A 26,703-nucleotide genomic window follows, 5' to 3' on the forward strand; every position below is an offset into this window, starting at 1 on the left:
AATTGCTTGTTTATTTAACTCTTCTTAAACTACAAATAAAGAACCCATCTGTTCCATATTCGTGTGGATAAAGTGTTACATAACTGTTTGATTTCGCAAACTTATCAGCCCCTGCAACATCAATTATTTCAAATTCAGGATGTTTAGCTAAAAAAGCTTCAATGACCTGTTCATTTTCTTCAGGCAATATGGTACAGGTACTATAAGTAATAATACCATATTGTTTCACTTTCGTAGCCACACTTTCAAGAATTTCAAGTTGAATTTTTGGTAAATTCACAAAATCTTCTGGCTTTTTACTATACTTAATATCTGGTTTTCTACGTAGTAAACCTAATCCTGAACACGGCGCATCAACTAAAATTTTATCAAACGCGTCATCTTCAAATGTATTTTTTACTTCTCTAGCATCAAGTTGTTGAGCACTCACTACTGACTCCAACTGAAGGCGTTGGGCATTTTTTTCAATCAATTTTGTTTTGTGTTGATGAATATCCAGTCCTAATACACGTCCTCCAACGCTTGCATCTAAAAATTGGGCAATATGTGTGGTTTTTCCACCTGGCGCTGCACAAGCGTCCAGTACAATATCATCAAGTTCTAACTGCAAGCTTGGTGCGACTAACATCGAGCTTTCATCTTGAATGGTGATATAACCCTTTTTGAATAACTCACTTCCTGCTAAGAAACCTGAAGCAGCAATAATCCCAAAAGTTGAAACCTCTGACGCTTCAACTTCATATCCTTCATCTTTTAATTGGATAAGTGCGTCCTCTCTTGAAATCAATGCTGTGTTAACACGCGCACTTGAACGACTCGTTTCAAACAGTGATTCGCCTAATGCGATAGTTTCATTTTCTCCAATTGTTGCTAACAATTTATCCACTAACCATTCCGGTAAACTTAATTGAACAGACAGACGTTTCGTCGTATTATCGATTTCCTCTAAATCTGGTAATTCTGTTCGCAAGACATTACGTAAGACACCATTGACAAATTTTCCAATGCCAGGATTACCATAAGCCTTCGCAATGTCTACCGCATCATTAACAATGCCATGCGCTGGAACACGATCTAGATAATGCAATTGATACATTGATAGTAATAACAGTTGTTTAACCCACGGATCGATTTTTTTGACCTTTTGAATAAAAGGCGCTAAATAATATTCTAAGGTTAAACGGCGACTAATCGTACCATAAACGATTTCTGTCATTAAACGGCCATCACGAGCGTCTAATTGGCCATCTCTAATGCCTTTATCTACTAATAGATTCGAATACGCTTGATTTTGATCTACTTGCGTTAACAAGTTCATTGCCACAAAACGTGGATTTTGTTTGATTTTAGTTGGGACTTGCTTATTCATTATTTTACTCATTAGTTTAATTGATCGCCAATTTGTGTTTGACGACCTACTCCATTTATAAATTCTTGTGCCGTTAAAGAACCTTTGCCCGCTGGTTGGATATGCGTCACGTGATAAACGCTTTGATTGCCACACGCAATACTAAAGTCTTTTTTATCAATTGCTACAATTGTACCTATTGACGCATCGGTTGTTTCTTCTCCCACAAATCCTCCCAAAATTTTCCAACGATTTTCTTGATTCATTGTATAAGCAACAGGCCACGGATACATACCACGTACTTGCCAATCAACGGCTTGAGCTGATTTATTCCAATCAATTTGTTCTTGTTCTCGTGAAATATTAGGCGAATACGTTGCCTCTTCCTCACGTTGTTGAACGGGAGTAATATTCCCTGCTAATAGTTCTGGCAGAGTTTCTAATAGTAAGTCATGACCGACTTGACTCAACTTATCAAACATCGAGCCTACATTATCATTTGATTCAATCGCAATTGAACGTTGCGTTAAGATATCTCCAGCGTCCATTTGTTTGACCATACGCATGATCGTAACCCCTGTTTCTTTTTCACCATTCATAATGGCGTAATGAACAGGCGCACCACCACGATATTTAGGGAGTAATGACGCATGAACATTTACTGCTCCGTATGTTGGCGCATTTAATAAACTTTCTGGTAAAAACTGCCCAAAAGCAGCTGTCACGATTAAATCAGGTGCCAATTCAATGACACGCGCCATTTCTGTTGAACCAGATATTTTTTCTGGTTGTAGAATTTCTAACCCATGTTTTAATGCCGCCTCTTTGACTGGTGGAGGGGTTAGTATTTTTTTACGTCCAACTGGGCGATCTGGTTGTGTCACAACCGCTAATATTTCGTACCCATTTTTTATTAACCCTTCTAAGATAGGAACTGAAAAAGCTGGCGTTCCCATAAATACGATTTTAGTCATTTTCTAATTCCTCCATATACTGTACCATTTCTTCTTCACTCATTAATCTAGTTGCTTTATCAATAAATAAAATACCGTCTAAGTGGTCCATTTCATGTTGAATAATACGAGAAAAATAATCATCTGCTTCTAACTCGTATTCGACACCTTCACGATCAAAATAGCGAATTACAATACGATCATGTCTAGGGACTAATCCATATTTTCCAGGTATGCTAAGACACGCTTCAACATCTATCGTCTCACCTTCAAAAGAGACAATTTCTGGGTTAATTAGCTCTAAAATATCATCTTCTTCATCTGCTTGAATAACTGCAATACGAAGTGATCGACCAATTTGAGGCGCTGCTAAGCCGACACCATCATGAGCTACCATTGTCTCATACATATTATCTAACATGACAATTAATTCTTCGGTAATCGCTTCTACTTTTTTCGCTTGTTTCTTTAATAATTTATCTGGGTGAAGTACTACTGGATAATTCATTATCTTCCTCGTTTCATTAAACAAAATTCAAAGGCTCTGTATCAACAGATAGTTTAAGACCTTTGCTTATTTCTGTTTGGTTATTTTCTAATATACTACGTAAATACTCATATAAATGAGGTTCGGCTTTATATTTTATCACGATTTGGTAAAAATAACGATTATTAACACGCATAACCGCTTTAGGCGTTGGTCCTAAAATAATCGCTTGAGCACTAAGCTGTTCTTTTAAACCTAATAATATATCATACATTTTTTTTGCTACAACATTTTCTTCTGGATGACTAGCAATAATTTGCGCCGTAAAATAATACGGCGGATAGTTAGCTTCATGCCTAACTGACATTTCATATCTAAAGAACTGCTCATAATCATGACGTTTTGCCAATTGAATCGCGTAATGATCCGGATTAAACGTCTGAATAACTACTTCTCCTGCTTTGTCACCTCGACCCGCTCGACCACTAACTTGCGTTAACAATTGGAACGTACGCTCACTTGCTCGAAAATCTGGTAAATTTAACGCCGTGTCAGCATTCAAGACCCCGACTAACGTCACATTAGGGAAATCTAACCCTTTAGCAATCATCTGGGTGCCTAACAATATATCTGCTTCATGCTGACCAAACTGTTCTAACAGGCGCTCGTGTGCCCCTTTTTTCCTTGTCGTATCTACATCCATTCTTAAAATTCTGGCTTTTGGAAATAATTGTGTCAACTCTTCTTCTACTTTTTGTGTTCCCGTTCCATAATAGCGAATTTTATTACTTTGACAATCTGGACACTTATTAGGAATTGGCTCTTCATGTCCACAATAGTGACATTTCATTGAATGACTGTCCATATGTAGCGTTAAAGAAATATCACAGTTAGGACACGGTACCACGAAACCACAATCGCGACACATAACAAAGGATGAATAACCTCGACGATTTAGCATCAATACGACTTGTTCTTTTTTGTGAAGTCGCAATTGGATTTTTTCTAAGAGATGACGAGAAAAAGTTTGCATCTTTCCAAATGTTTCGGCTTCCGTCATATTAATAATCTCAGTTTTTGGTAGACGACTTGCTTGTGTGGCACGTTCCGTTAGTTGCAACATGTGGTAAACTTTTTTTTGCGCTCTAGCACGGGTTTCAAGTGAAGGCGTAGCGCTTCCTAATACAACCGGACATTGGTGATAATTTGCGCGCCAAATGGCTAAGTCTCTCGCATGATAGCGAGGGTTTTCTTCTTGCTTATAGGTACTTTCATGCTCTTCGTCAATAATAATAACACCTAAATTATCAAGTGGGGCAAAAATAGCCGACCTCGCACCGACCACTACTTTGGCATCTCCATGTTCAATCTTACGCCACTCGTCATATTTTTCGCCGACTGATAGCGCGCTGTGTAAGACAGCTACCTCAGAACCAAACCGTTCTTTAAATCGTCGAACGGTTTGAGGCGTCAATGATATTTCTGGAACTAGGACAATGCCTGTTTTATTTTCTTTCAAGACATCGGCTATAACTTGTAAATAAACTTCTGTTTTCCCACTACCAGTAATTCCTTCTAATAAAAATGTCTCTGATTTTTGCTCTCTAACAGCGTGAGTAATTGCTTCGTAAGCCAGTTGTTGTTCGCTATTTAATGTCGCTGCAAACGTTTGTTTGAACGTGTGATTAGCATAAGGATCACGTTTTACTTCTTGTTCAATGATGTTCAACCAGCCCTTGGTTTGCCCAGTTTTAATAACGGCTGTAGAAATATCATACAATTCTTGGGCTTCTTTATTAGATATCATGCTGCCATCGAGCAACAGTAGGACATCTATTAGTAAATGTTGCTGTTTCGCATTAGGCTTTAGCGAGTCCTTAACTGCCATTAACTCTTGACTGGTTAAAAGAGATTGAAAGCCTTTAATTGTTTTAACACGATTCTTTTTGTTTACCAAGTAGACGACATCGACGAGATTTTCTTGACGTAACTTCATAATAGTAGGGAGTTTACCGCTTGTTTGAGCGTCTTCCCACGTCATTTCAGCTAAACCATCAAATACCGTATCCATAATTTCTTGTGGACAATCTGAGCGTACGACTAACTTTTTATCGTAAGAAGCTTTCATTACATTGGGGAGCATCGTTTGAAAACAAGTAATCTTAAATGCCAATGTCGTACGTCGCATTTCCTCAGCCATCTCTAGCAATTCTTTTGAGAGCACTGGCACCAAATCCATCGGTGCTTCAATCTGTTTCAGAGCTGTTAAATCCTCTGTTGGTAGTATCTCGTTGATTGCCGTTACAAATCCTTGTATTTTACGATTACCTTTACCAAAAGGCACAATCACTCGCATACCAGGGAGAATCTTATCTTCTAATTCATCAGGAATGAGATACGTATAGGGCAAGTCTGTTTGCATTGTAGGGACATCGACAATTACTTCAGCTACTTTTCGCATCATTCTTGCCTCCTTAACTGTTTTTGACTATTACTTCTATTTTACTAAACTATCTATCATTTGTCTGTTACAAAAAAGAATAGAGCTGAGACATCGCTGTCACAGCTCTATAACATTATGTTATCCTTCAGCTCTTAACTTTGCTTCTAATTCATTACGTTCACGTTTTTTGTCAGCTAAACGCATTTCTTCTTTTTGACGTTGTAATTCACGTTTTAATTCAGGGTTAGGATCAACCACTACATCGCCCATTTCAATTTCTTCTAATGCTTGACCAACGTGCTTAACAGAATAAAAATCTTCCTTCATTGGTGTTGCACCTAATTCTAATTCATGCGCGCGTTTGCTTGCTAAAATTACTAGCGAGTATTTTGAATCGACTTTTTCTAATAATGAGTCGATTGATGGTTTTAACATCATATGTCTACCACTCCTTCATCATTTCTTGATAATGTTCTAATACATTGGATACTTTTAAATGTTCGCTCTCAATAACACATTGAATACGCTCTACAGCTAATTCAATTTTATCATTAACGACAGCATAATCATAGTGGCTCATCATTTCAATTTCTTGTTTCGCCACTTCCATGCGCTCATCAATAACAGACATTTCATCTGTTCCACGACCGATAATACGCGCCTTTAATTCTCCTAAGTCTGGGGGCGTTAAGAAAATAAAGATACCATTTGGCACTTTCTCTTTTACTTTCATAGCACCTTGCACTTCTATTTCTAAAAATACATCGTATCCTTCGTCAAGTGTTTTATTCACGTAATCTAGCGGGGTGCCGTAATAGTTACCGACATACTCGGCATGTTCAAGCATCTTCCCTTCCTCGATTAACTGTTCAAATTCTTCTCTTGAACGGAAATAGTAATCTACCCCGTCCACTTCACCGTCACGTCTGTTACGTGTGGTCATGGATACTGAATATTTTAATTCGTTGCCTTCTTTCTCAAATAACGCTTTTCTCACTGTCCCTTTACCTACGCCAGATGGTCCTGACAAGATAAATAATAGTCCTCTTGTTGACATAATGTCGTCCTCTCTACTTTTCAATAGTATCTTTTATATTACGTTAAATTCGCAATAATTTCAAGAGTAAGTCACTCAATCTGACTAATTTATTCAATATTTTGAATTTGTTCTTTGATTTTCTCAAGCATTGTTTTCATTTGTACAATCAGTTCTTTAACAGCAATATTCACTGATTTAGACCCTGTTGTGTTTACTTCACGATTCATTTCTTGAAGTAAAAAATCAAATTCTCGACCAATTGGACCATCTGTTGTGATTAATTCATGCGCTTTTTTTATATGGATGACTAGGCGGTCTAGTTCCTCTTGAATGTCACCCTTTTCAATTAATAATGCCAATTCTGTTAGCAAACGACTTTCTTCAAATTGCTCGCCCACTTCTTGTTTCAAGCGCTTTTCAAGGCGATGACGATAGTCTTGTTCAATTTCTGGAACTAATTCTTTAACGGCTAACATTTGTTGCTCAAATTCATTTAGCAGTACCGTTAAAACACCAGCAATCTGTTTTCCTTCTGCTAACCGACTACTATCTAGTCGTTCTACAGCTTCACGATAACACTTCATAATCAATTGCGCATCTTCTTGGGTCATTTCTTTATTTTCTGTCACTTCAAAAAATTGTGGATTTGTTACGAGACCTGTCATGATGCTTTCTGGATTAAACGCCTTTTCTTTATAACGCATCTCACTTGCCTGATTTAATTGCAAGACTAACTCATCTAATAACGACCAATGAATCATTAATTGTCGTTGATTATCAATATTGGTAGTTACGGTGATATAACTTTCCACTCTTCCTCGTTGAATTAATTCTTTTAAAACAGTCTTATAGTCATTCTCAAAAGCTAACAATTCACGAGGCATCCTAAATTGAGTATCAAGAAAGCGGTGATTAACACTTTTAATTTCAATTTCTACTTGAATATTATTATTTAACGATTGGCTTTTGCCAAATCCAGTCATACTTTTCATTGTGACAGGGCTCCTTTTGCTACATATTTTTTAACGTTTCTCTTAGTAGGTTAAATTCTTCATTCGTTAAGGTGACACCTTTGCCCATTTTTTCATGATTAGGGGACCAATCTCTTAAATCAAACTTCGCAGGACGATCATTCCAACTCACTAAATTCAACTCTTTACGCCAACCTTTTGGATTTTCAGATAGTACTACAATCTCTTCAACAATTTCATATTTAAATTCCTGTGCCATATTTTTACCCTCTTTCTTTAATGAAACACGATAACATCTGAGCCATCAACAATACCGGTTCATTTATCATCGCTATTTTTTTATACGTGTCAGTTGAAATTTTTTCTTGTAAAAATAAATCTGTCAACAACACCAGCTGTGCCCGTTCACTAATTAACGGCGTACTACCAAAATAAGCACTTAAATGCTCACCTAATGATAATAACATGTCACTTGTTGTAGGAGACTTTTCCTCTATGGATGCATGATATTCTTTAATAATTTCCTCAATAAATGCATCATAGGAATACACATGTATAGGTGAAACACCTAAATACTTAGCTAGCAGTTCCATTAAGACAACTAACCATGTATGTACTGAAACCCTGTCATTACTTAATTTACGAATTTTTTTGATTATCCCATCTAATGCATCATTCGAAATATTTTTTATTTGCTCACTACTAAACACACGAGGCAACAACCGATAATTCATCGCCCTAAGAGGCTGTTGTTGCTCATCATAGTTAAAACTATACAAATAGCCGCTTAATTCACCTAACTTTTTTTTCATTTCTAAATAACCCAATTTAATATTCCATTTAGAACGTTCATGGTCAAATAATAACACTGTCCCAAGTGACCAATAACTTTTTAAGTATATGATTGGAACGGTAGGCGATATTTTATGTGTCTTTGTCACACCAGGACCTTCGATATCAACAATTAATAAACTATTTGCTCCTTTAGCTAAGGCTACGTCAATAGGAATATTATTACGATAACCACCGTCAATATAAGGCTCCTGTTCAATAGTGGTCGCTGCCATCGCTGGAAAAAATGAAGAAGACGCTAGCAGCCACAAATAAACGTCTTCATTCGATTGTTCTTTAATATCAATCACTTTCTCACTCATCATTTTAAGCCTGGTGGTACAAATGTAAAAACGAGATGGATTGGCTTTAATCTTCTCAACCGACAAAAGTGTCTCTATCATTTTTTTTAGTGGTTCAGTGCTGACTCCCTTATTCATCAAGGCAGACTTAATAAATAATTGTATATTTTCAACTAAGTGATTGGTATCATAAGAATCCAACTCGTCATTTACTGGGAAATCAAGTATCTTATTTGTTGCGATGTCTTCCCACATTTTTTTTGCCACATCAAAATCACCTTGCATAATTAAAGCACCATTCAAAGCGCCAACCGATGTACCTGTTATAACAGGAAACTGACGAGCATGTTCTTCAATTGCTTGCCATACACCAATCTGATAAGCCCCCTTAGCACCCCCACCACTTAATACCAAGCCTTCTGTATACTGACTAGACAAAGTTAATCGATGAGATAGTGTCACTGCTCCTGCTTGCTTAAGCCAATATTTCCACGAAGGGTTACAATCACTCTCCTCAATAACCAATTCTCGAAAATAGCCTAAATGTGTCGCAACACGAACAAGTTCAACACACTCGTTTCGATTAATCTCAATGTCACTATTTAATAGCACTTCCTTTAAACAAACGACTCTCTTATCAAGTTCTTGCCAACGTATGGCAAGCAATATTGTGCGATCATATATCAAAAACACACGTTTATCTTCAGTTTTTTTTGGACGAAAATATCCTTGAAACCATAGTTCACGCGTATCTTTAAGCTCATTTGTAATAATAGGCGTTGCATGTTGAATAAACGAATCAACCTCAGACCAATCCAATAAATAATCTTCAACTAATTCACTATATTTCATTAAACCACCTCACCTTGTCCTTCTCTACTTTCTTATTATACCCTAAAAAATATCCTAGCAAATAGAAAAGCCACATAATCGATTAAGTTGATTAGAATCGTAAATTTAAGTATAATAAACGTATTATTAAAAAAGTTTGGAGGAGAAAATATGGAAAAAACAACTATGAAGCACCAAGTCAAACAACTGACTCAAATTATTTCTAGTTCGTCGCAACGTTTTCTCGCATCCTTCTTTGATGACTCTTTAATCACTAAGAAAGAACTAGAAAAAATTAAAGAACAGCTTATTAAAGCTTCTACACTAAAGGCAACAACTGTCTTACAAGTATCTGAATCTGTTACGAAACGTGCAACTACTATGTATGGACAAGTCATGTTTCAACCAACAAATGAGACCACGGTCATCCTCAAAGATGAACAAACACAATCCTTACATATGTTGCCTATTAAACATATTCGAAAAGTTAGCTATATCGAGCCACAACATTCTAAAATAAGCTAAACGGACTGTGACGATGTCACAGTCCGTTTATTTGTTTTCCAATACCATATAGGCAATTGCCACAGTGTCCGAATGCGAAATCGTTACATGAACTTCCCCTTCAAAAGGAGAGGAAGTAACAATTGGTCTGCCGTTGTCTTCATTTAAGACCTCAATTGCTTTAAAGTCGATTGGTCCAATACCCGTTCCCCACGCTTTAGAAAAGGCTTCTTTGCATGCAAAACGTCCAGCAAAGTATTCTACTTGTCTTTTTAGACCGCGTGACAAAAACTGTTCATATTCTTTGTCCGTCAAAATCCGTTGAATAAACTTCGGATTCTCCTCAACAATCTGTCTAATTCTCGGCATATCTACAACATCCACGCCAATTCCATAAATCGCCATGTTATCCCAACCTTCAATCGTTTCATTTTCTTTATTATATATCAAAAAAAGTACGACAGCATAAACTATCGTACTTTTTATGTTAGTTATTTACAGGTCACGCTATTATTGATGTGTGACACTGCTCAATTTTTGTTATTTACTTGCAGTTCTGATGACAAAATCACGTTTGCTTTTTTCTGGACGTTTACGACCAGCGTCTTTGCGTTTGTTATTGCCACGGAATTCTCCGCCTTCTTTACCTGCACGACGTTCGCCACTGCGTTCGCCTTCTTTACGGTCACGACGAGCGCCACCGTTACCGCCACGGTTACCACCACGGCTATCTCTTGACTTAGAGTAGTTTCCACGGCCGTTACCATTGCCACGACCTTTACCGCCACCACCTTTACCTTTACGACGATTTGATGGTAATGGACGTTCTGGTGTGATTTTAACCGGAACAGCTGATGAATCTTCTTTAGCAACTGATTTAACTAACAATGCCACTAAATCTTCAGCAGAATATTTTTCTAATAATACTTCGGCTGTTTTTAGGTATTGTTCTAAACCATTTTTAGCTAAATCTTCTTCAATGCCTTGAACGGCTGCGTTCACTTGTCCTTGCAATGCTTCTTGCTCGGTTGGTGGACGTAATGGTGACATACGTTTTTTCGTTAAATCTTCGATAACATGTAAGTAGTCCATTTCGTTAGGTGTTACGAAAGTAATTGACATACCTTCTTTACCTGCACGGCCTGTACGTCCGATACGGTGAACATAGCTTTCTGGATCTTGAGGAATATCATAATTATATACATGCGTAACGCCTGAGATATCTAAACCACGGGCTGCTACGTCGGTTGCTACTAACACATCAATTGTGTTTGCTTTAAAGGCACGTAAGACACTCATACGTTTTTGCTGTGTTAAGTCACCATGAATTCCTTCTGCTTTATAGCCACGAGATTCTAAGCCACGTGCTAATTCATCAACACGACGTTTAGTACGAGCAAAAACAATCGTTAAATCTGGAGATTGAACATCGAATAAACGTGTCATCACATCAAATTTTTCGAAATCTTTACAACGAACATAATATTGATCAATTAAATTAGCTGTCATTTCTTTAGCTTTAATACTTACGTGTTCAGGATTTTTCATGAACTTCACACCAATGTTTTTAATACTCTTAGGCATTGTAGCTGAGAATAATAAGGTCTGACGTTCGCTTGGCGTACTTGAAATGATTGTTTCAATATCTTCTAAGAACCCCATGTTCAACATTTCATCTGCTTCATCTAACACTAATGTTTCGATGTTGTTTAATTTCAATGTACGACGATTAATATGATCGATTAAACGCCCTGGTGTTCCAACAATAATATGAGGGAAATCTTTCAAGCCGCGAATTTGACGACTGATATCTGCTCCACCATATACAACTTGTACGCGGATTTTTTTATCTTTACCTAAACGGTATAATTCTTCTTGTGTTTGAATAGCTAATTCACGAGTTGGTGCTACGACGATCCCTTGAATAGCTTTTTTTGTTGTATCAATTTTTTGTAACATTGGTAAACCAAACGCCGCTGTTTTACCAGTTCCTGTTTGGGCTTGTCCAATTACATCTCTTCCTGCCAACGCTAATGGAATTGTTCCACCTTGGATGGGTGTTGCTTCTTCAAAACCAGCTTTTTCGATTGAGCTCAAAATGTCTGGTGCTAATCCTAAATCTTTGAATTTCAAATAATATCCTCCTAAATCTTGACTACAGTTTCACTTATTTTCTACAGATGCCTGTCCGTAGGTGTCTTGTGTCCGTCCACATCTAATACATATTATCACAATTATAAGAGACTTACAAACAAATATGATTACTTTTCAGAAATCTCTTTGATAATTTCAGACAATTTCATACTATTACTGCCTTTAAACAGCACTAAATCAGTAGGTAAAATAATTTCACGCAAGCGAGCCACTAACTCTAAACGCTCTGCTTTATTAAAGTAATCAATAGGAACTAATGTATCGGCTGTTACCATTTTATCCGCCAAATATCCCATCCATTCACCATATAAAATAATATGATGAATCGCATCAAAATTAATAGCATGTAACATCTCTTCATGCATTTGTTGAGATTGCTCACCCAACTCTCCCATATCGGCAAGAACTACTATCCGTTTGCCATCTTCTTCAACTTCTATTTGACTAAAAGTTTCTAAAACTAAGCTCATCGCTGTTGGATTGGCATTATAAGCATCGTTTAAGATATCGGCACCATTCCATGCTTTTACCCATTCAGCTCGACTTTGCGTCAAATTTAATTGCGCCAATCCTGTTTTAATTTGCTCAACTTCTAGGCCAAAATAACGGCCCGCTTGAATAGCAATCAACGCATTGTTCACATTATAATCGCCGACAATAGGAATCATAAAGGTTTCACCAGGGAATACTGAAACCGTGAATGTCACTGAATGTTTCGAACTTTCCACGATAGTCGCACTAATATCCTCATTTCCTTCTTGCCCAAAACGCACGATTGTTTGTGATAAGCCTTTAACTAATGGTTCTAATAATGGTTCATTACCAGGAATAATTAATTCTCCTGTCAGTGATAAACCTTCAACAATTTCCATTTTTGCTTCCGCTATGCCTTGACGAGAACCTAGATATTCAATATGAGATTCACCGATAATAGTAATAGCTGCTAATTCTGGCTCAGCAATCAACGATAACGGACGAATTTCATCTTTATGATTCATCCCCATCTCTAATACTAATAATTCTGTGTCAATTGGCATATGTAAAATGGTATAAGGTAACCCAATATCATTATTATAGTTTCCTTGTGTCTTGTATGTTTTAAATGCTTGACTTAAAACTGAATCTAACATATCTTTGGTCGTTGTTTTGCCATTTGATCCAGTTACCCCAACGACTCTAGGATTAATTTTTTGAACAAAATAATGCGCTAAATCTTGTAAAGCTTGTAAAACATCTATTACTTCAATCATAATAATACCTGATGGTTGTGTATGAGGATTTCCTTTTTCCCAAAGAGTCGCGATTGCGCCTTGTTCAATGGCTTGAGTAACAAATTCGTGTCCATCTCTAGCTCCTTTTAACGGAATAAATAGCGATCCTTCGCCTACTTTACGCGTGTCAAATTCAACTGACGTAATCTCAGTGTTTAAATTTTTTTCTAACAATAAGTTTGCCTCTAAAACTTCAACAACTTCTCCAATGGTTAACATAAAAAACGCTCCTCTTCATAGTAAAAGACTGCAACAACAACGGTCACAGTCTCAAAAAATGTCTATCTCATGCTTAGTTAGCTAATGCTTGTTTTTCTTTATGTCTGTTTAAAGCTAATTGAATTAATTCTTCAATTAAGTCCCCATACTGTAAGCCCATCTCTTGCCATAATAATGGGTACATACTGAATTGGGTGAAACCAGGCATTGTGTTTAATTCATTTAAATACAGTTCATTGTTAGTCGTTAAGAAGAAATCACAACGACTTAATCCACTACCGTCTAATGAGATATAAGCATTTTTTGCGTACTCTCTTGCTTGTTCGTGGATTTCAGCTGGAATATCAGCTGGTATTTGTAAGGTTACTTGATTATCAATGTATTTTGACTCGTAGTCATAAAACGCCACATCTTTGACGATTTCTCCAGCTAGTGTTGTACGTACTTCATCATTTCCTAAAACACCAATTTCGATTTCACGTGCTTCGATTCCTTGCTCTACCACAATACGACGGTCATATTTCAATGCCGTTTCAATCGCCACTTGCAATTCTTCTTTTGTTTCGGCTTTACTAATTCCAACACTTGAGCCTAAATTAGCTGGCTTAACAAACATTGGGTAAATAAGAGAGCCTTCACATTTGTCAAAAACTTTTTCTTGGTTGGCTAACCATTCTACTTTTGATAACGCCACATAAGGAACTTGTGGAATACCAATTTGTTGTAAAATATGTTTCGTCATGATTTTGTCCATTCCGCAGGCACTTGATAACACCCCTGTCCCAACATAGGGCATGTTCAAGGTTTCAAGTAACCCTTGAATCGTACCATCTTCACCATTTGGACCATGTAAAATTGGAAATACAACAGCATTTTCTTCAATGATATCGCCAATTTTTATTTCTTCAAATGTTTCATTATTTAAGTGTAGTGTCTCAATTGCTTCAGGTGCTTGTGTTAATAATGGTCCTCTAAACCATTTACCTTCTTTAGTAATATGCACTAATTGCACTTGGTAGTAGTCATAGTAAAAAGCTTGTAACATTGAAAAAGTCGATAGAATCGAAATATCATGTTCAGCACTCTTCCCACCATATAAAGCAATAATTTTCATTGTTGTTCTCCTCTATTCTTAACAAAATCTTATCCTATTATAGCAATTTTCAGAATAAAAAAAAAGTATATGCACAAAAAAGCCAAAACTCTTCTACAATATTTTAGAAAAGTTTTGGCTTTTTCACTATTTAATTAACTAATTCCGAAAAAATTCGTCATTTCGATTTTTTTCTCTAGCGACCATTCACTAGATTCTGTCTCATAATTTAACGTCAAGACCACTTGATCTTTAGCATTTAACATTCTAAATTTATCTTCAACTATATAAGCATTGATTTCCCAGTCGTTGGTTTTATCAGCTTTTGAAAAATCAAAGACAACTCCTTCTTGTAAAATAGGCGTCAGTTCTTCTAATAAATCACTAGCCATCGTTTTAACCACGGTTCTCTTTTGGAAGAAACGTCTACTGTCATCCATTTGTCCTTGTAATGTCCGCTCAATTGTGTGTTGTAATACGGTATAAAAATCACTCATGTGTCGATAATAAACTTTACCAAAGTCATTATCTTCTGCAAAATAGACAAAATTATTTTGCAACTTATAAAAAAACGGTGAATGCAATTGTGATTTCATATGACCAAAATAAAGTAATTCCGCAATTTCAATCGGTTTCATTTGACGAATTAAATCGATATTCTTAAAGTCAATCCATTTCAATTGACTTGAGTTAGCCTGCTCTGTAAAAAACTGACGAATAGTTTCTTCGCCTTTAATCATTCGAAGGCCTGTGTTCGTTTCGATTTCGCCTTGTGTTGCTTGATTATTTAATAATAATATATGTTGTGGAAAAGTAGTGATAGCATTTTGAAAATCTTTCAAACCTATTCCTTTAGATGTCACAGCATTGGACATAGAATCTAAACGCACATAAATTTGTGAACCACTCACTTTCCCCACTCCCCTCTATATATCTCTCTTTATTATTTTACATGATTCTATTAGTAAATGGGAGAGATTAAACGTTAAATTTATGTTACATTATTAAAACTAGACATAATGTTGTAATATTACATCATTTATATTAATTAATTCATTCATAGAGTATTCGCTATTTGTTCATAAATTTTTAATGAACAAATTCAAAACATCTCTATTTATATTAATTATATGGTAAAATATTCCTGTCCCATATTCACAAAAAACAATCTTAATATAATACCCCATTAAGGAGGATACCCACCTATGACAAATAAACAGCAAAATAATAATAAACATAAAAAAAATTGGTTCATCAATTTCATCTGTTTCCTACTTTTATTAGTTGGCCTAGCTTTGATTTTTAATAAGCAAATTCAAAACTTTTTAATTCATCAAAAAACGAATCAGTATCAACTAAACAACGTAAGTCTAGAGGATATCAAAAAGAACCAAAAAGGCGATGCGGAATTTGATTTTGATAAAGTAGAGTCCCTTGATTTAGAATCCGTTCTAAGAGCACGTGCTGCCAATGAGCCTTTACCTGTTATTGGTAACATTTCTGTCCCTAGTGTGAATATGAATTTACCCATTTTTAAAGGTGTATCGAATACTTCTCTTCTATTCGGAGCAGGGACAATGAAACTCGAACAAGCAATGGGGCAAGGAAACTATGGCCTTGCTAGTCATCGCATGGTAGATCCTACGTTGCTATTTTCACCGATACTTGAGATTAAATCTGGTGATAAAATTTATTTGACTGATTTGGACAAGGTTTACATTTATGAAGCAACTTATATGGATTATATTCCCGCAACAAAAGTTGAAGTAATTGATGATGTGGAAGATCAAACACTCGTTACATTGATTACTTGTGATACAACAGGAACAAATCGCTATTGTGTCCAAGGTGAATTGGTCGATGTCTTAGACTTTGACGGTGCAGATCAAGAACAAAATAATATTTTTGGATTGAATAACTAAATATCCTGATTTTTGAATTAATGACCAAACTAGTTAAGTGAGCAAGAATAAATGAGCTCTTCATGTTAAAGTTAAGTAGTTTAGTGAACACCCAGAAGTTAAACTTATTTTGGAGTAGCGAAAGCTGCTCTTATTTTTTATTTTACTCAGTTCGTTTGAGATGATCTATTCCTAGACCTGTATCATATAGTTCCAAATTATCCCTCTGATTATTATAGTTGTCGTTCCATTTCCTTATCCGTCTCAGTCCTCTTAAATAAACCTTCTGTATTACTTCTTAACTAACTTGTTTTTCTAACTTTACCATTCATTCTTCATCTGTTTAATTGGTTGTTTTTCTTATTTGAAAGTAATTGATGACCATGCTCCCTAATTATTTTCAAATTAAATCAACTCTCATATTTCCCTAACCAAAGAGCTTCCTAACTGATTTAAAAATCGATTAATCTTATTCAATGGACCCGAAAAAGGCACATATAACACCTTGATGTTGTCTTATTTTATCCCTGTTATCTAAGACGTTGATAATAAAATTAAACGAGTTTCATATGGATATCGTAGCTTTAGAAACTTACGTGATAGAATTTATATTTCTAAAAAACTAATATTTCAAACTATCGTACAAAAAGGTGAAGCTTTTACACTTCACCTAGTGACTTAAATTTATAAATTTGAACTCATCAACACTATTTGAAGAGGAGCCGAAATAAAATCGAACTGATAAAGTAACAACTTCTTTTATCAGTTCGATTTATTGTTGTTATATAAACTATTTACATCTCTTTTTAAATGTCTAAATCCCTTTAGTTAACCGTATTTGATGGCACATCCCTCAACGACCATAGGATTACCCCCTCAAATTCCCCTTGACGAGCTTGACCCGGTAAAATAGTTAATAAAAGATCTTCTTTATTAATTTCAATCGTTAAATCTTTTGAATTTTCAGTTTTTTCTTGATTATGAATCAAGGCTCCATTAATAGAGTCCATTACCTGTTCCTTATAACTTAAAGCTGAACTTAATACATAGTTACCATTTGTTAGTTCTTTTTCCATCTTGCCAAACAAACTCCATCCACCTGTTGTACCACGCCCATCATTGATAACGATGTTTTTGTCATCCATATCAACCTCTTCATACTCATAAGATTGAGTACTAGAAGGAATAATATTAGAACGACCAAACGATATAGATTTAGGCGCTTTTATTAAGGTCAGCGGTGAGGGGGCTATAATTGTTACAACCTCATTTGATTCAGCTATTAATGGTTCAATTTCTAACAAGTCTGATTTAAGCGTTAATGTCACATTTGCTTTTTCTTTAATTTCAGTAGCTGTTTCTGCTGTTCTTGGAATTTCTGCATCATATGTTAAAATCCATTCACTAGATAATTCGGTTTTCCCTGAGAAAATTATCGTATTTGTTTCCGTTTCTAATTGAAATGGTAATTCCTCTCCCTTTGAATTAACTAATTTTATGTTCCTAACATTCTCAAGTGAAGCATCAATCACTTCTGTTAGCGATATATTATCTAAGCTGTAATAACTTAATTCGATATCTTTATTTAGAGAAACAGTTAACTTATAGTTTAACGAATCCTCTTTATTAACTGATTCTTTATCTAAGGAATTACCATCCTCATTATATACTTCTTGATTTAAATTTAAGACTTGTTCTGCTTTGATATACTTGAAAACAATATCTTCTGTCTCTTCACTTATGTTACCTGCTACTTCACCGTTGATAGACGCCAAAACATAACCCTCAATTTTTTTAGGTTCAAAAGAATAGGGATCTCCTGTCTTACCTAATCTTTCTTCTGTTTGTTCTAATTCTTTACCGTTCAAATCAACATAGGAAGCTTTGACAATTATTGGTTCAATTACCGATACCACTATTCCTTTTTTTATTCCTTGATAGTTGTATATAATTGGATACTCTCCAATCTGTTCAATATCTACCGTTCCTTCATATTCAATTTCTGAAAATGGAATTTCTTCACCAAATTCTCCAATGGCTTTGTCTAAGTTATCTGTTGGATCCCATGTTTCTCCAATTAATAACTCAGAATCATGTGCCTCTAATTTCATTTTAGTGTCTTTAACTGTTACATTAATCGTTCTTGAAAACTTATCTTTTGTATAAGTAATTGGGTAAACACCTTCAGTAGTAGTATCTACCTCTCCAGTAACTTTCACACCACTAAACGCCAGTCTAGTAGACTTAAAACCTAATTCATCAATTGAATAGGCAAAGTTATTATCAGCTTTCCATGATGTATTTAGAGGAACTATTGAATCAAAGACTTCAACAAATGATTTTTCCTTAAAAACTTCTAAAGTAAACGCCCCTAATTTTCCACCTTTAATAGTAGCCTCCAGTTCGATATTTGTGCTTTTAAACATATTATCAAATACTATATATTGATCATCAATCGAAACCGATGTATGCCTACATGACCACTTAATTGGTTCATCCGTGTCAATTATGATAAAATCTCGAATATTTACTCTATCTCCCAGCTCCGGTAAATACATAAAAATATCTGTTTTTTGAGAACTAAATAAATTGTTAAACGGGATGGTATAATCATAGCCCTCTGGAAATATAATTTCTTTAATATTATTAGCACGAAAAGCATTTGAAGTGGTCGTTAATTGTTTTGACTTTATCTCTACGCTGGTTAAATTATTGTTACTGAAAACATTCGAGCCGTCTATCCTATTAATATTTTCAGGGATAGTTAGATGACCAGTTAATCCTTTACTAGCAAATGTATATCCTGAAAGTTCAGTTACAAGAAGGCCGTCTAATTGCTCTGGAATTACCAAGTCATGAGTAATGGTACCCGTATATTTAGTAATACTTGCTGTTCCATCTTTCAACACTTTATATTCATAATCACCACTAACCACTCTTTGACCTATCGATGGGCTTAATTGATCATTCATAATCTCTTCTTGCTCTACACTCTCTTCTGGGGCTTCTTCTTGCTCTACACTTTCTTCTGGGGCTTCTTCTTGCTCTACACTTTCTTCTGGGGCTTCTTCTTGCTCTACACTCTCTTCTGGGGCTTCTTCTATCCTTAGTTCTTCTATTTCTTGACTTCCTGTAGTATCGACTTGATCAAGTTTCACCTCATCCGCCCATAAAGGAGACGCATTTTTCAGAAAATAACTACTATATAAAAGAATACCACTTATCATCACACTAAAAATAATTATAAATACCTTCCAATTATTCAATTGCTTTTTTTTCAAAAACATTCACTCCTATCATGCGGTTATATTATCAACATATTATCCTTTTAAATTCAAAATCCAATTATATTACTCTCGCTTCATAATTTTACTACAAGTAACTTCCTCTAAACAGTTCAAGATTGATAGATGTTTTTCATTTTTGACTGGTTCTTTAATGGAAGTTATCCGTGAAAACATGGTTAAAACTATTACTACAAATTATCGAGTAAACACAAAAAGGTGGAGTTTACACACTCCACCTAATTAGCTTATTCTATAATTTTATTATTTACAAACTTCAACATTGCCATTCATTTATTAATAAATCTCTACTTATTTCTTTCTTTTTATCCTTGAGAATAAAGCAGAAAAACTTAGTAACATTAATCCTACTATAGCTAGAAGTGATTTTTTATTTTCACCAGATTGAGGTAATATATCACTACCTCCAGCTTTATCATTAGAGTGATTACTATTTTCTACTTGAGAATTTATCTTATCCTTGATTTGTTCTGTTGTTTCTATTGGTTTTGTCGGTTCTGTTGATTCTGTTGGTTCTGTCGGTTCTGTTGGTTCTGTTGGTTCTGTTGGTTCTGTTGGTTCTGTTGGTTCTGCTGGTTCTGTTGGTTCTGTTGGTTCTGTTGGTTCTGCTGGTTCTGTTGGTTCTGTTGGTTCTGCTGGTTCTGTTGGTTCTGTTGGTTCTGTTGGTTCTGCTGGTTCTGTTGGTTCTGTTGGTTCTGCTGGTTCTGTTGGTTCTGTTGGTTCTGTTGGTTCTGTTGGTTCTGTTGGTTCTGTTGGTTCTGTTGGTTCTGTTGGTTCTGTTGGTTCTGCTGGTTCTGTTGGTTCTGTTGGTTCTGTTGGTTCATAAATATAAATAACTTCTATTGGAAAATCAATATATTTCCCATTTTTATTTGCAGGTATTTTTTTTAACCCGTACCCTTCAATTTCAAGCGCACTTGTTTCATAGTTTTCCCCTACTGCCCCGTGTAACGTTTTAGGACTTGCTAATGCTTTGCCTGCTTCGTCTACGAATCTTACGATCACCGTTTGTAGCTCCACATCTTTGATTGGTGTATAGACATACACCACTTCCCCTGGTGTCTCTCCATAGGTGCCATTCGCATTACTTGGGTAAGTTTTTAACCCGTACCCTTCAATTTCAAGCGCACTTGTTTCATAGTTTTCCCCTACTGCCCCGTGTAACGTTTTAGGACTTGCTAATGCTTTGCCTGCTTCGTCTACGAATCTTACGATCACCGTTTGTAGCTCCACATCTTTGATTGGTGTATAGACATACACCACTTCCCCTGGTGTCTCTCCATAGGTGCCATTCGCATTACTTGGGTAAGTTTTTAACCCGTACCCTTCAATTTCAAGCGCACTTGTTTCATAGTTTTCCCCTACTGCCCCGTGTAACGTTTTAGGACTTGCTAATGCTTTGCCTGCTTCGTCTACGAATCTTACGATCACCGTTTGTAGCTCCACATCTTTGATTGGTGTATAGACATACACCACTTCTTGCTCTTTATCACTCATTATTCCAACAGCATTATCAGGTAGTTTACTTTCATCTAATATGTATCCATCTATAGATATTTTATAGTCGTCTGTTGTGGCATCGTATGCATCCTCGAGGCTACCTGAAATGGTTTTCGAAGGATGTATCTCACTCCCTTCCTGATTGATATATTTAATTGTGATATCTTTTGCGTCTGGTAAGGAATACACAAGTTTTATTGTCTGTAATTCCTCAGTAAAAATTCCGGTAACATTATCAGGCAATTTACTAGTATTTAATTGATATCCGGGTATTTCTAATTGATAGTCATCTATCGTAGCATCATACCCCCCACCTAAGTAACCAATTATTTCATTGTCCTTATGAAGTTTATTCCCATGCTCATCTAAATATTCCACTAATATACGTGTAGCCCAAACATAGGTATCAGGGGAACTTCCATCATATTTATTAGCAAAATTTTTAGAAGAAGTGTAGTATTGACTAGTATTAACTCCTATCCAACCTTCTGTGTAACTTCCTGTAGCTGTATGACTTGGCAGTCCAGAATCACTGGCGTCAAAAGGCGTATATTCACCTACAGTTATAGAACGTAGTTTTTTATTGGACGAATCAAACATTTTATATGCATTAGTTGTCTTTTTTTTACCTAGTCCACTAATATCTAACGTTTCTAGTGACTCACAACCTGCAAACATTGAAATATATGAATTGGTAACACTAGTATCAAAATTTGATAAATCTAATTCAGTAATGCTACTACACCCATTAAACATTGAAGTAAATGTCGTAACCTTAGACGTACTCCAAGAAGATAAATCTACCTCTTTCAATGATGAACAGCCTCTAAACAAGTACATCATTCTAGTAGTATTAGATGTATCAATATTATTTAGTCCACTAATCTCGGTAACATTACTTAATCCATCAAATAAATTATTCATATATGCCTTAGTGGTTATAGATCCATTTATGACAACTTTATTAATTTCGTTTTTATACTCTATCCAAGGTGATTCTGATAAACTTGGTAATTCCCCTTCAAAAATTGTAAGCACACCATCGTCTGTTATTTCCCAACTACAAGTTCCTAATGTGCCTAAATGAGTTGAATTTCTATTCGTTCCATCAGTTTTAGTAAGAATTTTGAGATTCTTATTATTTGGCTCATCAACAGCGTATTCTTCCTTATGAATACTATCTGTTTCTGAACTTATTTCTTCAAATGAATCAGAAAAATCTAGCTTATTATTACTAATCTCCTTATCTTCAGGAATAGAAATTTGTGTAGATAGTGATTCTTCGTTGATGGACTCAAGTACCTTACTCGTTTCAGTCTCTTGAGTTATAGCTTCAGCTACACTAATAGATGGGCTTAAGACCAAGCTGATACCTGCTAAAACACTTATCAGGTTCCTAACATTATTTTTTTTCAATTCATATACCTCCTATAGCATTCCAATCGTAAGTCCTAACAAATAAAAAAACAATTGTCTATATATCATATTGAAACAGAAATATTGTTTTATAGGAACTGAAACGCATCTTTATTAATATATTAATACGTTGAAGGCTTTAATTTTTATAATTTGTCAAATTATGTGCAAAAAAAAAGAACCATAAAAATTAGAGTTCATTCCTCTAACTTTTATGGTTCCTTTTATAATTAGTACTTCTAACTAATAAAACAGTGTATTTATCTATTCTCTACAGCATTCTTTAAAGTCCATATTAAAGTTGTACTATACTTTTCAGCTTTTTTAACTGCTTTTCCTGGAACATTTAAATTAATATCTTTATTTATAATAACTTTTTCATCATCTTTAAGGTTTTCATTATCTCCATCTTGAACAACTAAACTTTCTGGTGATCCCATATTATAAGTGAATGTTCCACCTCCATGTCCTTTTGACGTGGATAAAACTTCTTCTTCTTGACCTGAAACAAAAATATGTTTTTCCTTGATAGTAGAAACTTCTGGATCTTCTGAATGTGTTGAAATATAAGCATTTTTAAATGATAACTCAGCTCCTACTAACTCATGTACTTTGTTGTTTTCTGAAGCTTCCGTCATAAATGGGGTATCTTGTTTAACTGATAAGATCCATCCTTCTAATGTGCCTCTTTTGTCAGTAACTTGAGCATAGTTCGTAACATTTTTAAAGTCTTCTCCAACAAATAATCCTTGGGCTCTGGCTGAATAATTTTCAGTTTTACCAGTAATTTTATTCTCTCCAAAATATAAGGTTGAAACAAAGTCGATAGATAATGGACCATCTGTTCCAACTGGTGGCTCAGTTGGTGGATTTGTTGGATCTGTTGGATCTGTTGGAATAACTGGAATACCAGGGTCTGGGTCTGGGTTTGTTGGGTCCACAGGTGGTGTAGGTAATTCATCTGCAACAAATTCTACAGATGCCTCTTTGGGAACTTGCTTTTCTTCTTCTTGATTATCAGCCAATACAATGGTTGAAATAGAATTTAACAGCAATGAACTTAATATTAAACTACTCTTTAACTTATTTTTCATTTTACAGTGTATCCCCTTCTGTATTTTCTTCGCCATTATCAGGAGTATCTGATAATGTCCAAATAATCTTTGTTGAATATAACTCCGCTACTTTGTTAGCTGCTCCTGGAACTTCTAGACGTACTTGTGGACTTAACTTAGTTGTTTGCTCTGCATACTTACCTTTAACAGTAACAGTTTTGCCTGCAATTTCGACCTCTTTACCTTCTTCATTTTCGACTAACGTACCTTTACTTCCAAAACGAGTTACCCATGTTCCCAAACCTTGATTAGCTTCATTTGCTGTCGCTACTATTTCAGTACTTCCACTCTCTAAAAAGAATCCATCATTATTAAGCACTGGATATTTCGATGTATTTCCTTCTTGTGATACCAACGCAATATCAGTAAAATATATTTTTGCAGAAGACAATTCTTGTTTTGATTCATCAGAGATAAAAGCACTAGGTTGACTTACACGTAATTCCCATCTACCCTCCGTTAATCCACGTGAATCAGTTATTTGCACATAGTTGGTTGTTTCATCAAAAGTTTCATCTGAATTTTTACTTAACTGAGCTGCTGCAAAGTACGTTTCATCTGCTGTACTAATTTTTTGATTGCCAAAATATAAAGTAGAGGCAAAATCTATAGATAAAGGTCCAACAGTAGGAGTTGGTCCTGGTTGCTCTGGATCTGTCGGTTTAATTGGATCTACTGGATCAATTGGTTCTGTTGGGTCTGGGTTTTCCGGATCTACTGGGGGGGCCGGCTCATCATTAGCTTCAAACCCCACTGCTGCATTAGTATTATACTCTTTTACTTCCTCTTCTGCGTTTACCACTGTTGTTGCTGAAATAGTTCCTAAAACTAACGTGCTTAATAAGGTTGTTGTAATAATTTTTGTTTTTTTCATTTTTAAAACTCCTTTATAAATTTTTATTTTACTCAAACGGAATGTCTGATAACGTCCAAATAAATTCCGTAGTATATTTTACTGAATCTTTTGGTGTAGCTCCCGGTATAAATAATTGAATGCCCGTGTTTTTTACTACCCCGTCTTCCAATATTTCAATTGGATTCCAAGAATTAATCCAAGTATTGGTTCCTTGGCCGCTATTTGCTTTCATAACGATCCTAGTTTCACCTGGTTCTAACTTGATATCGTTGACTTCTGGAATTTGATCTTCTTCTTCAATATAGGAAGTTGCTTGACTATTTAGTAAACTAACTTGAGCTCCTATTAACATACTGTTTTTAGTCTTATTATTTGTAAACTGTTTAGACTGTTTTACAGTCAAACACCATCCTGAATTATTGCCACGGAAGTCAGAAATCTGAACATAGTTTGGTTTCTTAATGGCTTCACTTTTTTGGGTCCCATCTTCATTAAAATAATATTGTGGATTTGCATAATATATCGTATCTTGGTTACTTATTTCATTAGCACCAAAATCGAAACTCGAAACATAATCAATAGAAAGAGGCCCCTGTGTCCCTATATTTGCATGTCCATCAGGATTTGTTGGATCCCACGGTACCACCGAATGGTCTGGATCAGGATTTTCTGGATCAATAGGCGAAACAACATCATCACCTTGCACAAAATCTATTTGTCCTTTAGATGAATAGCTCTTTTCTTCTGCTAAACTAGATGAAGGAATTAATAATAAGGTAAGCACAAACAGCAGGTTAGTTTTTAACATTTTACACCTCCCTTAGTTTGTTTTTAATTATTAGTAAAAGATAGATTGCTATTAAAACAATGTACGTCCCTAACAATTCATATTCCATTTTTTCTTCACCAGTTTGTGGCAAATAGTGGTGTTCCTGATGAACCTTTTGTGGAGATTCTGTTAGAGGTGAAACAGCAGGGCCGTTGTCTTCTTCATATATACCAGTAAAACTCACTTGCCCCTTTGTCACGTATCCATTATCCTCAGCATAAGCTGTTCCTGTTGATAATGCTAATAACGATACACAAACTAATAACCAAATTATTTTTTTTATCATAATTAATTATTTTTCACTCCCTATGCTTTATTTTTTTTCTTAATAAGCAAAATGATAATAATTAGCATAAGAACTATCAGGATACCAATTCCTATATAAATGAATAACATCGAATTATCTTCTTCAATTGAAACATCTGTCTTATTTAGCTCACGAGCTCTTTCCGCTGTAATTTCAAAATCTTTTTCTAGTTGCCATTTATTCTCTCCAGAAGAAGCATTAATGTACATCGTATATTTTCCTGCTTCTAGTTTTTTACCATCTAATCTAATTGGAAAAGACATTGTTGTATTAGGTGCCATTTGCATGTTTTCGTTTGATGCTTCAAATAAAGTTTCGTTTTTTCCCTTTTTTGTTAATTTGGCATCAACTGTTAATTTATTTAAGTACTTTGCAATTGGATTTTGCAAATCTGAATAAATGACATTACGTCCATTCAATTGATCTGGTCTAACATTTATTAGTTTCAAATCAGAGTCTAAAGAAATTTCATTTTGTCTTAATAGTAAAGCGATGGAATAAGCAAACTTATTCTCAATTGCCATACTTTGGCTTTCACTCTTTTCTTTTTTTTCTTTTTTTTCTTCTAATTCTTTAAAAGTAATACCACCCGCTACAATACCATTAAATTTATTTTTAGGCATTGAAATCTTTAATTTATATTCACATGTTTCATTGGCTGGTATTTTTATTGTTTGCTCATTAGCTTTGACGTAATCTTTTATATTAAAAGGTGCTGTTTCATCCACTGATTTTTCCGTTTTACTGTAATCAACAACACCATTAATATTAGTAGTGGCTGGTTCAATGGATACTTCAACTTCAATTTCCCTATTAGTATGATTTTTTATTTTTGTAATAATTTCTTGCTGCTTATTAGGTTCCATTACTAAATCATAATAAGTACTTCCTTCACGCTGATTGTTTGGCAATACCGTATCTACACTAAAATTAAACTCAGAGGCTGAAACGAACTCTGCTGCTGTGACCATTGAGCTAAATAACGTAATCAATAATAAACAAATTTTTTTCATTATGTACATCTCTCC

Annotated in this window: 23 protein-coding genes; 2 read left to right on the forward strand and 21 right to left on the reverse strand. The window is 35.2% G+C overall.

The features are described 5' to 3' along the window. Window positions 1–10: 10 nt before the first annotated feature. The 9 genes from rsmB to E4Z98_RS06275 form a co-directional block, all read right to left on the reverse strand. Window positions 11–1,369, reverse strand: coding sequence for a 16S rRNA (cytosine(967)-C(5))-methyltransferase RsmB (rsmB, locus tag E4Z98_RS06235; protein ID WP_135255246.1), 1,359 nt, complete (start codon window positions 1,367–1,369; stop codon window positions 11–13). Window positions 1,370–1,380: 11 nt separating this feature from the next. After that, complete coding sequence (gene fmt, locus E4Z98_RS06240) at window positions 1,381–2,322, reverse strand: methionyl-tRNA formyltransferase (RefSeq protein ID WP_135255245.1); 942 nt, start codon at window positions 2,320–2,322, stop codon at window positions 1,381–1,383. Beyond that, on the reverse strand, window positions 2,315–2,809 hold the full coding sequence (gene def, locus E4Z98_RS06245; protein WP_135255244.1) for a peptide deformylase: 495 nt from the start codon (window positions 2,807–2,809) through the stop codon (window positions 2,315–2,317). The genes fmt and def overlap by 8 nt, the downstream gene beginning before the upstream one ends. Before the next feature lie 16 nt (window positions 2,810–2,825). Further along, entirely contained in the window at window positions 2,826–5,249 is a 2,424-nt protein-coding gene (gene priA / locus E4Z98_RS06250) for a primosomal protein N' (RefSeq protein WP_135255261.1), read from the reverse strand. Between the two features lie 120 nt (window positions 5,250–5,369). Then, window positions 5,370–5,669 carry a DNA-directed RNA polymerase subunit omega gene (gene rpoZ / locus E4Z98_RS06255; RefSeq protein WP_135255243.1) on the reverse strand — a complete coding sequence of 100 codons (300 nt, stop codon included), beginning with the start codon at window positions 5,667–5,669 and terminating at the stop codon, window positions 5,370–5,372. Window positions 5,670–5,673: 4 nt separating this feature from the next. Further along, window positions 5,674–6,288 (reverse strand): guanylate kinase, encoded by a 615-nt coding sequence (gene gmk / locus E4Z98_RS06260; protein ID WP_135255242.1) that lies wholly within the window; start codon window positions 6,286–6,288, stop codon window positions 5,674–5,676. Between the two features lie 89 nt (window positions 6,289–6,377). Next, window positions 6,378–7,262: a YicC/YloC family endoribonuclease gene (locus E4Z98_RS06265; protein WP_135255241.1), complete on the reverse strand. Its 885-nt coding sequence runs from the start codon at window positions 7,260–7,262 to the stop codon at window positions 6,378–6,380. A gap of 19 nt (window positions 7,263–7,281) precedes the next feature. Then, window positions 7,282–7,500, reverse strand: coding sequence for a YdbC family protein (locus E4Z98_RS06270; RefSeq protein WP_135255240.1), 219 nt, complete (start codon window positions 7,498–7,500; stop codon window positions 7,282–7,284). 4 nt (window positions 7,501–7,504) lie between these two features. Then, on the reverse strand, window positions 7,505–9,226 hold the full coding sequence (locus tag E4Z98_RS06275) for a patatin-like phospholipase family protein (protein WP_135255239.1): 1,722 nt from the start codon (window positions 9,224–9,226) through the stop codon (window positions 7,505–7,507). Between the two features lie 150 nt (window positions 9,227–9,376). Here E4Z98_RS06275 and E4Z98_RS06280 point away from each other — a divergent pair, with 150 nt between their 5' ends. Beyond that, window positions 9,377–9,730 carry a hypothetical protein gene (locus E4Z98_RS06280; protein ID WP_135255238.1) on the forward strand — a complete coding sequence of 118 codons (354 nt, stop codon included), beginning with the start codon at window positions 9,377–9,379 and terminating at the stop codon, window positions 9,728–9,730. Window positions 9,731–9,757: 27 nt separating this feature from the next. Here the strand turns inward: E4Z98_RS06280 and acpS are convergent, their stop codons facing one another. From acpS to E4Z98_RS06305, 5 genes are all read right to left on the reverse strand, one after another. After that, complete coding sequence (acpS, locus tag E4Z98_RS06285) at window positions 9,758–10,114, reverse strand: holo-ACP synthase (protein WP_135255237.1); 357 nt, start codon at window positions 10,112–10,114, stop codon at window positions 9,758–9,760. Between the two features lie 135 nt (window positions 10,115–10,249). Continuing rightward, a complete protein-coding gene (gene cshA, locus E4Z98_RS06290; RefSeq protein WP_135255236.1) occupies window positions 10,250–11,842 on the reverse strand; it encodes a degradosome RNA helicase CshA in 1,593 nt (530 codons plus the stop codon). Between the two features lie 128 nt (window positions 11,843–11,970). After that, a complete protein-coding gene (locus tag E4Z98_RS06295; protein ID WP_135255235.1) occupies window positions 11,971–13,353 on the reverse strand; it encodes a UDP-N-acetylmuramoyl-tripeptide--D-alanyl-D-alanine ligase in 1,383 nt (460 codons plus the stop codon). A gap of 73 nt (window positions 13,354–13,426) precedes the next feature. Further along, the gene (locus E4Z98_RS06300) at window positions 13,427–14,467 is read right to left on the reverse strand and encodes a D-alanine--D-alanine ligase (protein ID WP_135255234.1); all 1,041 of its coding nucleotides are present in this window, start codon (window positions 14,465–14,467) and stop codon (window positions 13,427–13,429) included. A 134-nt stretch (window positions 14,468–14,601) separates the two neighbouring features. Further along, window positions 14,602–15,357, reverse strand: a complete 756-nt coding sequence (locus tag E4Z98_RS06305) for a hypothetical protein (RefSeq protein ID WP_135255233.1) — start codon at window positions 15,355–15,357, stop codon at window positions 14,602–14,604. Window positions 15,358–15,651: 294 nt separating this feature from the next. Between E4Z98_RS06305 and E4Z98_RS06310 the strand changes: the two genes are divergently transcribed. Next, the gene (locus E4Z98_RS06310) at window positions 15,652–16,368 is read left to right on the forward strand and encodes a class A sortase (protein ID WP_135255232.1); all 717 of its coding nucleotides are present in this window, start codon (window positions 15,652–15,654) and stop codon (window positions 16,366–16,368) included. An 803-nt stretch (window positions 16,369–17,171) separates the two neighbouring features. Here the strand turns inward: E4Z98_RS06310 and E4Z98_RS06315 are convergent. The 7 genes from E4Z98_RS06315 to E4Z98_RS06345 form a co-directional block, all read right to left on the reverse strand. Continuing rightward, window positions 17,172–19,628 carry a bacterial Ig-like domain-containing protein gene (locus tag E4Z98_RS06315; RefSeq protein ID WP_167790974.1) on the reverse strand — a complete coding sequence of 819 codons (2,457 nt, stop codon included), beginning with the start codon at window positions 19,626–19,628 and terminating at the stop codon, window positions 17,172–17,174. A 315-nt stretch (window positions 19,629–19,943) separates the two neighbouring features. After that, entirely contained in the window at window positions 19,944–22,568 is a 2,625-nt protein-coding gene (locus E4Z98_RS06320) for a MucBP domain-containing protein (protein WP_135961178.1), read from the reverse strand. A gap of 260 nt (window positions 22,569–22,828) precedes the next feature. Then, on the reverse strand, window positions 22,829–23,662 hold the full coding sequence (locus tag E4Z98_RS06325; protein WP_167790973.1) for a WxL domain-containing protein: 834 nt from the start codon (window positions 23,660–23,662) through the stop codon (window positions 22,829–22,831). Between the two features lies 1 nt (window position 23,663). Then, entirely contained in the window at window positions 23,664–24,557 is an 894-nt protein-coding gene (locus E4Z98_RS06330; protein WP_135255228.1) for a WxL domain-containing protein, read from the reverse strand. 28 nt (window positions 24,558–24,585) lie between these two features. Next, window positions 24,586–25,347 carry a WxL domain-containing protein gene (locus E4Z98_RS06335; protein WP_135255227.1) on the reverse strand — a complete coding sequence of 254 codons (762 nt, stop codon included), beginning with the start codon at window positions 25,345–25,347 and terminating at the stop codon, window positions 24,586–24,588. Window position 25,348: 1 nt separating this feature from the next. Further along, a complete protein-coding gene (locus tag E4Z98_RS06340) occupies window positions 25,349–25,654 on the reverse strand; it encodes an EF2685/EF0750 family sortase-dependent surface protein (RefSeq protein WP_135255226.1) in 306 nt (101 codons plus the stop codon). 20 nt (window positions 25,655–25,674) lie between these two features. Beyond that, on the reverse strand, window positions 25,675–26,688 hold the full coding sequence (locus E4Z98_RS06345) for a WxLIP family cell surface protein (protein WP_167790972.1): 1,014 nt from the start codon (window positions 26,686–26,688) through the stop codon (window positions 25,675–25,677). Window positions 26,689–26,703 lie beyond the last annotated feature (15 nt).

Origin of the sequence: Vagococcus xieshaowenii, assembly GCF_004792515.1 — a bacterium.
GTDB classification, from domain to species: domain Bacteria; phylum Bacillota; class Bacilli; order Lactobacillales; family Vagococcaceae; genus Vagococcus_A; species Vagococcus_A xieshaowenii.